13 protein-coding genes and 2 pseudogenes are annotated in these 12511 nt (G+C 59.1%); 7 read left to right on the top strand and 8 right to left on the bottom strand.

All coding sequences use genetic code 11. The features are described 5' to 3' along the window. The 4 genes from tnpB to AB3X96_RS40945 form a co-directional block, all read left to right on the top strand. Window positions 1–318, top strand: a 318-nt coding sequence (tnpB, locus tag AB3X96_RS40960; protein WP_368594211.1) for an IS66 family insertion sequence element accessory protein TnpB, incomplete at its 5' end; no start/stop codon positions are given. A gap of 77 nt (window positions 319–395) precedes the next feature. Next, window positions 396–1940, top strand: a complete 1545-nt coding sequence (locus tag AB3X96_RS40955) for an IS66 family transposase (RefSeq protein WP_368594212.1) — start codon at window positions 396–398, stop codon at window positions 1938–1940. A gap of 807 nt (window positions 1941–2747) precedes the next feature. Continuing rightward, window positions 2748–3362: a Tn3 family transposase gene (locus tag AB3X96_RS40950; protein WP_368594210.1), complete on the top strand. Its 615-nt coding sequence runs from the start codon at window positions 2748–2750 to the stop codon at window positions 3360–3362. Window positions 3363–3364: 2 nt separating this feature from the next. After that, entirely contained in the window at window positions 3365–3967 is a 603-nt protein-coding gene (locus tag AB3X96_RS40945; protein ID WP_368594209.1) for a Tn3 family transposase, read from the top strand. Between the two features lie 237 nt (window positions 3968–4204). On the opposite strand, the gene AB3X96_RS40940 is transcribed toward AB3X96_RS40945, so the two are convergent. The 3 genes from AB3X96_RS40940 to AB3X96_RS40930 all read right to left on the bottom strand — a co-directional run bounded on the left by AB3X96_RS40940 (window position 4205) and on the right by AB3X96_RS40930 (window position 5150). Continuing rightward, window positions 4205–4444, bottom strand: a complete 240-nt coding sequence (locus AB3X96_RS40940; protein ID WP_368594208.1) for a hypothetical protein — start codon at window positions 4442–4444, stop codon at window positions 4205–4207. 83 nt (window positions 4445–4527) lie between these two features. Then, on the bottom strand, window positions 4528–4866 hold the full coding sequence (locus AB3X96_RS40935; protein ID WP_368594207.1) for a type II toxin-antitoxin system RelE/ParE family toxin: 339 nt from the start codon (window positions 4864–4866) through the stop codon (window positions 4528–4530). Next, entirely contained in the window at window positions 4866–5150 is a 285-nt protein-coding gene (locus AB3X96_RS40930) for a type II toxin-antitoxin system Phd/YefM family antitoxin (RefSeq protein ID WP_368594206.1), read from the bottom strand. Before AB3X96_RS40930 ends, AB3X96_RS40935 begins: the two co-directional genes overlap by 1 nt. A 174-nt stretch (window positions 5151–5324) precedes the next feature. On the opposite strand from AB3X96_RS40930, the gene AB3X96_RS40925 reads away from it, so the two are divergent. After that, complete coding sequence (locus AB3X96_RS40925; RefSeq protein WP_368594205.1) at window positions 5325–6158, top strand: hypothetical protein; 834 nt, start codon at window positions 5325–5327, stop codon at window positions 6156–6158. 396 nt (window positions 6159–6554) lie between these two features. Further along, window positions 6555–6758 (top strand): annotated as a pseudogene (locus AB3X96_RS40920) (MFS transporter); the annotation flags it as partial. A gap of 507 nt (window positions 6759–7265) precedes the next feature. Here AB3X96_RS40920 and AB3X96_RS40915 read toward each other — a convergent pair. Both AB3X96_RS40915 and AB3X96_RS40910 read right to left on the bottom strand, forming a co-directional pair. After that, window positions 7266–7895 (bottom strand): annotated as a pseudogene (locus AB3X96_RS40915) (chromate transporter); the annotation flags it as partial. Between the two features lie 241 nt (window positions 7896–8136). Continuing rightward, a complete protein-coding gene (locus AB3X96_RS40910; protein ID WP_368594204.1) occupies window positions 8137–8298 on the bottom strand; it encodes a hypothetical protein in 162 nt (53 codons plus the stop codon). A 581-nt stretch (window positions 8299–8879) separates the two neighbouring features. Here AB3X96_RS40910 and AB3X96_RS40905 point away from each other — a divergent pair. After that, window positions 8880–9140, top strand: coding sequence for a hypothetical protein (locus AB3X96_RS40905; RefSeq protein WP_013094604.1), 261 nt, complete (start codon window positions 8880–8882; stop codon window positions 9138–9140). A gap of 341 nt (window positions 9141–9481) precedes the next feature. Here the strand turns inward: AB3X96_RS40905 and AB3X96_RS40900 are convergent, their stop codons facing one another. From AB3X96_RS40900 to AB3X96_RS40890, 3 genes are all read right to left on the bottom strand, one after another. After that, complete coding sequence (locus AB3X96_RS40900; protein ID WP_176112508.1) at window positions 9482–9769, bottom strand: DUF3892 domain-containing protein; 288 nt, start codon at window positions 9767–9769, stop codon at window positions 9482–9484. Between the two features lie 1448 nt (window positions 9770–11217). Beyond that, on the bottom strand, window positions 11218–11580 hold the full coding sequence (locus AB3X96_RS40895; protein ID WP_368594203.1) for a DUF3892 domain-containing protein: 363 nt from the start codon (window positions 11578–11580) through the stop codon (window positions 11218–11220). Window positions 11581–12283: 703 nt separating this feature from the next. Continuing rightward, window positions 12284–12511, bottom strand: a 228-nt coding sequence (locus AB3X96_RS40890; protein ID WP_368594202.1) for a hypothetical protein, incomplete at its 5' end; no start/stop codon positions are given.

Raw genomic sequence — 12511 nt, 5'->3', positions numbered from 1 at the left:
CCATCTCATTCCCGCGGCGCCCAGTGCGGCGGACCAGCCTGTATTCCTGGCCGTAGGCGGGGTGCCAGCGGTATGCGATCACCACAATTTGCGATCGGTATGTTGAATGTCGTGTGGCTTGGCGATCAGCTCAAAGTGCTGTGGTGGAGCGGCGATGGCATGTGCCTGCTGATGAAGCGACTCGAGAAGGGGCGCTTCGTATGGCCTCAAGCCGACGGTGGCGTTATCTGCCTGAGCCCGGCGCAACTATCGATGCTGCTGGAAGGCATCGACTGGCGGCAACCGACGCGAACGGCACGACCGACCTCGGCGTTGTAAACGTCGCGGCCCGCGCGTAAACTGGTCGCATGACGCGCGCGAGCCCAGTTCCCGACGATGTCGAAACGCTGAAGGCGATGCTGCTCAGCCACGAGGCAGCGCTGCGCGAGCGCGACGCGCAGGTGTTCAAACTGCAGGAAACGGTCGACTCGCAACAAGCCGCGCTGGCCTCGCGCACAGCCGAGGTCGAACGCCTGAAGCTGCTCATCGCCAAGCTGCGCCGTATGCAGTTCGGTCGCAAGTCGGAGAAGCTGGACCATCAGATCGAGCAACTCGAGCTGCGCCTCGAAGAGCTTGAGGCCGACGAAGGGGCGGCGCCAGTTGAAATCCCGAAGGCGCCGCGCACGGCTGTGGAACAGGCACCGCGCAAGCCACTGCCAGAACATCTGCCGCGCGAGCTCCGAACGTATTTGCCCGAATCTGCCGGGAAGTGCTCGGAGTGCGGTGGCCAGATGAATTCGCTAGGCGAAGACGTCGCCGAACAGCTTGAGTACGTACCGGCCAGCTTCCGGGTCATCCGTCATGTGCGCCCGAAGTTTGCGTGCGTGTGTTGCAATCACATCTCTCAGGCACCTGCACCGAGCCGTCCCATCGAACGCGGTCTCGCCGGCCCAGGGCGGCTCGCCCACGTGCTGGTCTCGAAGTTCGCAGACCAGATACCGCTTTACCGACAGTCGGTCATGTATGCGCGGGAAGGCGTCGAGCTTGATCGCTCGATGCTTGCGAAGTGGGTCGGTCACGCGGCGACGCTGCTGCAGCCGCTCGTTGAAACGTTGCGTCGACACGTGATGTCGGCGACCAAACTGCACGCCGACGACACGCCGGTTCCGGTGCTTGCACCGGGCAACGGCAAGACGAAAACCGGTCGCCTTTGGGTGTACGTGCGCGATGACTGTGCATCGGCCGACACGACGCCACCGGCGGTGTGGTTCGTCTATACGCCGGATCGCAAGGGCATCCATCCGCGACAGCATCTCGAATCATTCAACGGCACGCTGCAAGCCGATGCATACGGTGGCTACCAGTCCATCTACGAAACCGGGCGCGTCACGGAGGCGGCCTGTTGGGCGCACGCCCGACGTCAGTTCTATGAACTGCACGCAGTGCGCCCCAATGCGTTGAACACCGAGGCGCTTGAGCGTATCGGCGCGCTATACAGGATTGAGGAAACAATCAGGGGCAAGCCGCCCGACCAGCGCCGTGCGCATCGCCAGGAGCATGCGCGGCCGCTACTCGATCAATTCCGTGCGTGGCTCACAACGACGCTGGAGACCCTCTCGTGCAAATCGGATACGAGCCGCGCGATCCTCTATGCGCTGAACCGGTGGGAAGCGCTCACACGCTATTGCGATGACGGCCAGCTCGAAATCGATAACCTGCCAGTCGAGCGCGCGCTACGCGGGGTGGCCATCGGTCGACGCAACTATCTGTTCGCTGGAGCAGACTCCGGCGGCGAACGTGCCGCCGCCATCTACAGCCTCATTGGCACCGCAAAACTCAACGGCATCGATCCAGAGGCGTATCTGCGCTTCGTGCTCGCGCGCATCGCCGAGCATGCGATCAACCGCATCGATGAACTCGCACCCTGGGTCGTCGCCGATCAGCTCCGCACCGCGGCCTAAAGATCTCAGTCTCCAGTCAAGACGTCGCTGGGGCCACGCTTACGCTCGAGCTGACGGACGCGCTACTCTACCAAACAGGGCGCCGCGTATCCGACCTCGTCCGCCAGGCTTACGACCGCACGACGGTCCGACAGGCACGCTCTGCTATCGAATACCGGCAGCAACTGATCGCGATAAAGGCGCTGGTTCACGATAGCGAGCGTACGGCGCAAAAGCGTCTCGACGATAGGGACAAGCTACTTGAGCACCTCGTAGACAGGCCACCGGCAAGTCACGCCGCCAGCGTACGTGAAACGCTCACCGACGATCACCACCGCATCCGCAATCTGCGGGGGCCGTTACGTGAGCTCGGCTTCGTGGGGCGCGACGTGGAACCCAGTCTGCGACAGCTCGATCTTGTCGGCACACTGCACGACAGTGGCGCGACCGAATTGCCGCCCGACTGTGATGTGCCAGTCAGCTCCGCCTGGCGCGATCTCGTCGAGGGCGAAGATCGAGCGCGCGCGTTGCGGGCGCTTGAAGCCTCAGCAATCACCGGCTGCGCAAGGGGCTTCGCCGTGGGTGGGTCTGGATCAACCACAGCCTGTCGTTCCAAGAACGCGACCAGTTGCTGATTCCACCCACGCAATGGGAAAGCGAACGTGACCTCTACCTGGCATCACTCGGATTGCCGGGAACCGCGGAGCCGTTTCTCGAACGGTTGAGGGAACGCCTCAAGGCAGGCCTGGCCGCGCTCGAGGAGGCACGCGAGGCAGGCCGCGTGTCATTGGCACGGACGGCGCAATTCACCTGTCGGCGATCGAAGCGTTGTCGACCGATGGCATACCGAAACACGCACGCGATCTGATATTCAGCGAGATCGGCAACGCGCCGTTCGCCGACATGATTATGGAGATGGACGCTCACACTCGCTTCAGTGGAGTGCTCCGGTCACGCAAGGCGCGCGATACGAACGAACTCGTCTCGCTGTCCGCCGCGTTGATCGCCCATGGCACGGAACTGGACGTGAGGAGCGTCGCCGCCATGATCCCGCAACTGGACGCGGCGCACATTTCAACGGCAATGCGCTTCCTTGAAATGCCCAGTCGGCTGCCGCGTGCAAACGACCGCGTGGTTGAATTCCAGCGCACGCATCCGATTACTGAACTTTGGGGTAACGGAAGGCGGGCATCGAGCAACTCCATGAGTGTGGACACGTCACCGCTCCTGTTTTATGCGCGGGTCGATCCGCGACGTAGCACCCACGCGATAGGCATGTACACGCACGTGCTGGATCAGCACGGCATTGTCTATAACCAGCCCATCGTGCTGAACGAACGCCAGGCTGGCGTGGCGTTCGAGGGCGTGATCCGTCACAACGAGAACCGTGACGACGGTGGACTGCTGCGTCTTTCAGTAGACACACATAAAACACGAACGTAGGGATGGCGGTGTCGAAGCTGCTCGGTTTTGATCTCTGCCCGCGTTTGCGCAACCTCTCGGAACGCAAACTGTATCTGCCGAGAGCCATGGCAGCGCCCGAGGGGCTGGCAGCGGTCGTCGCCCATGAGATCTCCATCAAGGCGATTCGTGACGGCTGGAAGGAACTGCTGCGCCTCGTTGCATCAATTCATGCGGGGCGCGTGAGCGCAATGGTCGCCGTGCAGCGATTCGGAACCGTGGCGCAGGGCGACCCGGTGTACCGGCCAGCCGACCACCTCGGTAGGTTACTGCGCGCGCCTTTCCTGTGCGACTGCTTCAGCAACATTGAATTCCGGCGTGAAATGCATACGCTGCTCAACCGCGGTGAATCGGTCCATCAGTTGCAGCGTGCAATCCACACCGGCAAGATCGCGCCGGAGCGCGGGCGACGCCGCGACGAAATGATCGCGATTTCTGGCTCCTTGACGCTGCTGACAAACCTGGTCATTGCGGGCCCAGCGCATTTTACGCATGTGAATTTTCGTGGAACGCTGAGCTTTCCGATCGATCTCTATCGCGAGATGCTTCTCGATGCGCCGCTAAGGCGGCGCATAGCTGGATCGTGACCCGGTTCTGCATGCACACAGACGCGCAGGACTACAGCGCGTGGCGCGGTTCTGCTGGCCGCCCTCAATCATGCGCTCGCCGGCCTGGCGCGCGGGCGGAGAAATGCGCCAGATACAAGCACGAAAAGGACGAACACCCCGATTTCGGCGCTTGCCACCGCGGATCGCTTCGTAGGGAAGCGGTCGGGTGAACGAATGCACACGGTCGTGCACGCAGCGGAAGTTGAAAACCGCCCACTAATCCAGGGAAGACGCACAACCTTCGTTGAGCGTTTCGAGACGACGCGCCCGGTGGCGTACCGGATTCGCTATGTGCTTTTCGGTCGACCGCAGACGCTCGCGGTGCAACGCCTTAGTTTCGGGACACACAGCCGTGCCGTCGATCAGCAGCATGCAGTCGGGAAACGAGCGAATAGCATTGAATACCAAGGCATTTTCTTGCGGGAACGCTCTGCAGAGCCGCACAAGCAGATTCACTCAGAGGTCGCAAGTTGTAGCCGTGTGCGCCAGAGTATCAACGCAGCGCTGCAGCATGACCGCGAGACACCGGTCGGTGCCCATTACATCAGGCGAAGCACGATTCTTTGAAGAAGGGAGGGCAGATCGCGTCGCACGTCCACCACGAGATGAATGAAAACGGTATCGTCGCGGACCTGATAAATGAACCGATTCTTGCCAGAAAGGGCCTGCCGGAAACCGTCCTCGAAAAAGACCTCGAGTTCGGTAGGCGTATGGCCGGCAGCGGGAAACTGCCGAATCTGCGTGATCGTTTCCTGCAGTTGCGCCGATGTCTGACGCCATGTTTCCCACCCGAATGTGCGGACGACATAGCTTCTGAGTTCGTCGATGCCGATCCGCGTGGTCGGGAGAATGCGGTATTTTAGCAGCGGTGCCGCCATCAGCGGAGCTTTTCCTGGCGATCGAGTTCGTTGAGTTCCGCAAAGAACTCATCGCCATCCACGTGATCCCCGCGTTCGATCTGTTTCTGGCCGACAGCCAAGATTTTTAGAAGCGCGAGGGACTTCTGCGTCGATTCATAGGTTCGCACATCCTGCACGACGAGCTTCGCTTCGCCGTTCTGCGTGATGATGAGCGGCTCTCCCGACTCAGTCAGGTCCTTGACGATTTGCGCCGCTTCGCTTTTGAGGTAGCTGATCGGCTTGACATGATCGGCGAGATGCATCCAAGGCTCCGGGAGAGATACAGACAAGACCGAATTTAAACCATTAATGGTCCAACTGCAAGCTTGTCCCTTGCCCACCGTTTTGGGGAACCTAATTCGACATAGCATAATGAATTATTAACTACATCTGCGCGTCCGAATTCCCAGAGCAGCGTGCCGTCAGCCCGATCTACGGTGGGTGAAAATCCGCTGCGCAGAACCTATGAGAGGAGGAACGAAGGTGACTTTCTCCTCCCGGAGGATCGCTTTCGACAACTGCGTGGTGAACAGAGCGAAACTCCGAGAGACGCCACTATCCTTCCCAGGTACGATATCGATGATCTCGATCTGGAATCGGTAGCCGCGTATCGCCAGATCTTCGCAAGTCGGGCGCCGACGCATCCTTTTATCGCCCAAGCGCTCCCGGAGTTCTTGCGCTCGGTGCAGGCATGGAAAAAGGACCGAGAAACTGGTGCGGAAGGGTTGACCATCGCCGGCCTGCTCATGTTAGGCAAGCTCAACTCAATCCTCGATGCCGTTCCGAACTACATCGTTGACTATCAGGTGCGGCCCGAAGCGCGGACCGAAGCACGTTGGGTCGACCGGATCACTACAGACGGGTCCTGGTCGGGCAATCTCTTTGATTTCTATCGGAAGGTTCTCGCGAAACTAACGGCCGACCTGAAGATTCCCTTCGTCCTAGACGGAATGGTGAGGAAGGGAGTCACGCCTGTCCATGAAGCGGTCCAAGAGGCGTTGGTGAACGCACTCGTCCATTCCGACTTCTCAGGCCGGGTGTCCATTCTCGTCGCGAAGCGTCCGGACATGTATGGATTTCGAAATCCGGGCCTCATGCGTGTACCGATCGAACAGGCAATCCGCGGTGGCGACAGCGACTGTCGCAATCGACTCATCCAGAAAATGTTCCAGCTCGTAGGGCAGGCGATCAGGCCGGATCGGGTTTTCCGCGCATCTTCGGTGTCTGGAAGGAACAATCGTGGCGCTCCCCCGTCGTTCAGAAAAACGTGACCCCGAACAGACCTATTCGAGTTGCGTATGGCCAGCCTCTTGCCCGCCGACGTGGTTGCCGAGATTGAAGCGGTTCACGGATCGCAGTTTGCGCAGTTGAATGCCCTTGAAAAGCTCATCGCCGTCACGGCATCGGTAGAAGGCTTTGTCGACCACAAAGGGGTTCGCGAAATTACCGACGAGCACCCGGCTGACATCGCCAAGACCCTCAGCAAGCTGTCCCGCGAGCGATTGCTAGTCCCCTCGGGGCATGGCCGTGGAACAATCTACTTTGACAGTAACTTCGTTGACAGTGCCGGTTCGTCCGGTCTGGTCGCGTTCCTCCCCGATGACACGCCGGACGATAATGCTACAGCGGCTACTGGCGGTGCTCCGAACGCAAGCTCCGAAGTCACTTCGATCGCGGCGATCAATTCGATTGGCAATCTCGGAGGCTTCTTTGCGCAGAACCTGATGCCTTACATAGGAAAGGTCGCGGGTAACGCAAGCGCTCCGATGCTCGTGCCCGTCGTCTGCCTGACGTTGCTCGGCCTAGGCATGTCGATCGCGTCGGCGCGAACCAGAGCGGGCGAGCGCGTGCGGATAGCGGCGCGGCAGTAACCATCTTGCGAGACACGTGCTGGATGGTGGCATGGCGTGCGTCGGTCATAGCGCCGACGGTGGGGTCAGCAACACGAGAAAAAATCCGCGTAACCGCCGACATGTTGTCGAGATGGTCCCAACCGCGACGGTCTGGTGCCGAGTGCGAAGCCGACGCTTGAATGGCGATCTGCGCGTCGGAGGAACGACCGCAGTTGGTCGGCAGTACCGGTTCGGCTACCTTCATCGAAAGCCGCCGTTCCCTGCGGCAGCGGCAGGTCTCTGGTCGTCACAGTTGACCGGTACAACCGGCCAATTGCCGCCCTTCAGAATTGCCTTTGTCAGGTCATTCGAGCGCGGCTCTGATCAAACAACGGAGCTTTGTGGCGAACGAGATGAACTGCTCCTCGAGCTTTCGGGCGACAGACTCGTCAGTGAAGGTGCAAGGCAGTTTCTGGCGCGTGGGTCTACAAATGCCGCGGCTGATCCGCCGGCGAGGGGTCTATCCCTTTCGCCGGCCGCACAGCCTCAATGGAGAACGGCTTCTGCGATCCCGGCTAGTGCACAGAGAACCACCACGACCAGTGGCGGCACTTTCCAGCGCGTCAACAGGAAAAAACCGATGACAGCGATTGAGAAGTCAGACTCGGTGTGCACGGCGCTGGTCCACACCGGCGAGTACAGGGCGGTGGCCAGCAGTCCGACGACGGTTGCATTGACTCCGGACAGCATGGCCGCCATCGACGGGCGCGCTCGTAGCGCTTGCCAGTACGGCAGTGCCGCAAGCACAAGCAAGAGACCGGGCAGAAAGATGCCGGCGGTCGTGAGCAGCGCTCCCCAAGCGTGACTCTGTCTCCCGGTCATTATGCAGCCTAGGAAGGCCGCGAAGGTAAAGAGCGGACCGGGAACCGCCTGTGCGGCACCAAATCCGGCGAGAAAGTCGTTTGAAGACACCCAACCCGTCGCCACGGTTTCCTGCTGAAGAAGCGGAAGGACGACGTGACCACCACCGAAGACTAGCGCGCCGGAACGGTAAAACCCTTCGAACACCCGGATCGCGTGCGTGAAATCGAACGCCATCAACGCAGGAAGTCCGAAAAGGAGCACACAGAACAGGCCAATCGCGATCGCGCCTGCCACCCGCGACACACGAAATTCCTGCGTGTGTTCATGTGTCGCCGCAAGGCTTCCCGGCGTGTTGGGTCGCCGGCGCCCACCGAAGCGGCGTCCCTTACCGTCGAAATTGAGATGCTGCCAGGAGAGTCCGTCGGAACAGGCGGCGGACCGTCTGGTCGGAGAAATTGATGTCGACGCGACCAGTTTTGACGAGGCCCGGCGTATCAAGGAGGTCTACCTGGCGCTGCTGAACCAACTCGAGTAGGAAACGAAAATCGGATCTCTAATCGATCTCGATCTCGCTAAAAACGTCCTGTTCGAAGAAGCGCGCGCGGCGCGTGACGCGTAGCTTAACTGGCCCTCGAAGATCGGGCCGATGGTTGCCGCGGACCTGGGCATTGACGCGGCTGACAAAGTCACCGAAGTGCTCGCGAACTGCGTCCACAAACAGATCTCAGTTCTCGGCGAACCGGCTCCGCAGTTCACGGAATCGCATTGAACTCCAACCACCCCAGGAGAACCATGGAACCACGCACCCAGCACAGCGGCGCCGTCGCGCCGGCGATGTAACGACCGACCTTGGGCTACACGCGCCACTGACAGCCGAAGCGCGCGCGATCTGGGATCGCAGTCGCGAAATGTACGACGGCGCTTTCGCGCGGCAGCCGAGCAGGCTAGCATTGAAGGGCTCTCATTGCAGCAGCAACAGACACCAGGCGAGGCACCGACCAAGGCTCCATCAGAGCTCCAACCGGAGCGCAAACAGACGTGCTATTGCTGCGGGCACCCGAACCCGGCAGCAGCGTTTGAGTGTGAGAAATGCTTTGTGAGGCTCTAGTCGTCATCCCGCTTGCGCAAAATATCCGAGACGGTCTGCCGGCAGTTCGGCTTGTCAGGGGCTGACGGATGCTGCACGACTCAGTGCGGCCGAGACCTAGGCACACACTTTGGGAGCCCGGGTCGCGCGAAGAACCAGATACCCACTGAGCTAGACTTGACCTATCGCTTGTACCGCCGAGACATGACATGTTCGATAGACAGACGCACCGAGGCTTCAGCATCACGGTGACAGCGCGCGATGACGTACGCGGCGGCTCCAATGTCACCCTGCTTGTCGAGCGCATCTTTTCCCACCGGGACGACGTGCGCACCGGCGCGCCGCTCGCAAAACCGGAGCATTACCACTCGGTGCACCCCGCAACTGCGGCCGTCGGCGAAGCCATGCGACGAGTCAGACGGCTAATTGACGAGGCACTCGGTGAACGCGATCCGCTGGAAGGCGAGTAATTTTCAATTCGCAACTCTCCAGCCAGGTCTGCAGCGCGCCTTGCCCGGATTTTAAATCTGACCAAGCCAAACGACTGGCTCGCCCTTTCGGCAAGCCGGACAAAATCGATCGCTGCGAGGCGTGAAACCACGGCGGACACCCCTACGGCAACGATTTCCGTCCCGCTCCGTCTTCGTCGACGGAAATCGCCATGTTGAACGAAACGAGGGCCCCAAAGTGGGGGTCTCGACAATAAATGAGATTTCCCCGCTTAATCCACTCGCGTTTGAAACGCGAGTTGGCCAAGACGCCTCAAGGCGGTGGCCGGCCCGTCGAATTCGCCATGCTCAAAGAAAAGCATTTACCGGCACTGGGGCAGGCTGAGAAGGTTGTCCGCAGTGGTCACGTCGTGCCCCGTCCTGAGGAATTTTTGGCCTTGCGGGGTTTGCCAGACGAGCACATCAGCAGTCTGGCCACCTCGGACAACATAGAAGCTCCACCTACCCGTCTCAATCCCGTTAATAGCGTCTTTCTCGCTGATCTTCCACCGGCTCCCGTCGGGGTTCTTTCCGCCGATATGCGAAATGGCCTCGTGCCTACTCTGCTTTTTTGTCTTCCTGATGCAGAGAACCTGAATACGCTGCGCCATAAAACCCTCGCTCTTTATGATGGAGCTTGATATTGCACAATCCATCATATTAAGGAATTTCACGTTTACCCGTGATTTATGCGATATGTATTGGCGCAGATCAAACGGATCTAGATTTACTAAAACACAAGTTATTTCAATCCTTCCGAGAAATAAGACTTGAAAGCCGACCCGCGAGGCTCGCCAACCGATTTCTCCGGAGCCACCGAATCGGTGGTGTCGACGATTCGGGTCATTTTCACCGGGGGTCGTGAAACGCGCCCCAATTGCAGGGCTGATGAAAGATTATTTCGAACAGCGCCGTCGTCGACCGCGCGCACTATCGGATCGGATGCTCGCGACGCCCCGGCCTATTCGGTTGATGCCGCATTGCAAAAAGGGATTGTCAAAGTGATGCACCCTTTGATGCGGTATGACCACCTGGTCGCACTGCATGGGAGTAACGAGCGACTATGTTTTCTACGAACGTGAAGGAAACCTATCTGGAGGGATTTGCGCAGTTTCCAGATGGCTAAAGCGGACCCGCATCGAACGGGCTTCTGTCAGTTTTGTCAGTGCCGCGGGGGTGCGTGCAGAGAAAAACGCAGCCCGAAACGGCCTGGCCGCGCCGTCCAAAACCGACGATCCGTCGGTTATGCCTCGGCAAGAGCAACGCCTCCGACACGGTTGGCGCCGGCCATCGAGGAGCCGCTCGAGTTAGAGCCCCCAGGGGTGAGTTCAATTCACACGTTTTCGTCGGCGTCAAGGCGTCGCATCGTCTCGCCGCAATTCCATGGTAGTTTGCGGTTTCCTCGACTACAGGAAAAGCATGCAGCGGAGTCAGATTGGGAAAAGCGCGCCGACGCTATCCAAAGGAGTGAAAAATGCGCGAAGTTAATATCAACCCGTTGCCGCCCAACCTGCGCGGAAGTCGATTTAAGCCACTGACCGCGCCCATTTTCCTAGGTATTGGAGCCCGCCGACCCGCGAGGAATTCGCGCTGGCGCTATTCGATGAGCTCGATCCCGAGTCGCAGGAGTGGTACGGCGGCGCAGCCTTCGTCGAGCGGATGCGCGCAAAATTGCGCTGATTGGCCCGTGGCGGAAACCTTGGGGGTGTGCCCAATTTAGGCATACCCCCTGCATCGGGTTTCGAGGTAACTGATGATCAGTTACGTAACCCGCCAGAAAAGCCTTCGGTCACCGGCAAACCCTCGCCAGATAAGGAGGGTAACCGAAAAAAACAGGGTAACCGGAGAGGGAAAAGAAAGGGTCGCGGAGGGTGACTGGCGGAAACCGTCGAGGTGGGGATGCGGCGTTTCACGCCTCCTTTGCGGTGTTGCGAGACAGCGTCACGTGCACGCTGATAGCCGATCCGCCGCGAACCGAAGCCGCCGGTGCAGACGCCATTTCTGGCCTGTGCACCGCGATCGCGGCTTTATCGGCCTGACTCCTTCACGTCCGCGGTATTTAGCGCCGCAGACTAGACGGCGCGGCGCTGACCGATACGGGAAACTCCCGTGATTGGAAACAAGGAGAGGCATTTATTGGGCACTCGGGCAGGCTGAGAAGATCGTCCGCAGTGGTCAAGTCGCGCCCGGTCCTGAGGAATTTGTGGCCTTGCGGGGTTTGCCAGACGAGCACATCAGCAGTCTGGCCATCTCCGCCAACATAGAAATTCCACTTACCCGTCTCAATCCCCTTAATCGCGTCTTTTTCGCTGATCTTCCACCGACTCCCGTCGGCATTCTTTCCGCCGATATGCGAAATGGCCTCGTGCCTACTCTCCTTATTTGTCTTGCTGATGCAGAAAACCTCAATACGCATTGCCATAAAACCTCCAATCTTTATGATGGAGTTTGATATTGTATGATCAATGATATGGAACTGCAGGTGCAACCGAGGTTTACTTGATATGCGTTAGCGTGCATCAAACATAGCCGCATGAACGAAAAGAAAAATGATTTTCAATGCTTTCTGCAAAATCAGATTTTAAATACGGAATAGTCAGCACGATGCTGACGAGGCTGGTACACCGGGAACTGTTGCACCGTGCGGCATCGAAACTCGGTCGCGATCAGCTGTCGATGACTTGCCCGCCCGGGACCTCGCCGACCGTTCTGTCCGTTGCACCCTTCCAGATTTCGCGCATATTCGTGTGCGCCGAAAAAGCTTCGCTGAGCGCGGCGTGGAGGTGGCGGATGAACGCTAGTCGCGGAAGCCGTTTAAATCATCCTACATTACCTGAGCAGTGCACAGACAACCATCTACGGGGAGTTGGTTATGGCTCCGGGTAAGAAAGACGCGTCACTGGCAAGCAAGCAGCTGTCGAACAAGTAGAGCGCGCCGGCACAGAAATCCGTTGCCGGTTCGGTTCTGAGTCAGGCCAAAAAAAGCCTAGCCCAGCACCATCGAAAAGGAAGTGACAAGAACGGCATCCTATGACCCCTGGCCTGACCCGCCAAGCTTTTCATGCAGATTCTCCAATGGATGGGCGCTGAGGGGATCGAGCCGGACGCGCGCTGCGGTTAAGATTTCAAAAGGAAGGCCGTAATAAGCAAAAAGAAGTGACGCATACACGGCCTAGACTCATGCGATCCACAACAATAGAAGAAGTCGCGACATCGATATCTAGGTAAGGTCTGCACAACTCGTTTTCAGAGAGTTGGCCGTTTGCCACTTGCGTCGTATCAGCCATGAGAGTCTGCTGGCAGGTTGGTCGCCTGGCTTTTTGAAGCGTGACGACCACTGTTTGCCGAGATTC

The sequence above is a fragment of the Paraburkholderia sp. BR13439 genome (genome assembly GCF_040948805.1).
Classification (GTDB): Bacteria; Pseudomonadota; Gammaproteobacteria; order Burkholderiales; family Burkholderiaceae; genus Paraburkholderia; species Paraburkholderia youngii.
This window is presented reverse-complemented; position numbering and strand designations above follow the sequence as displayed.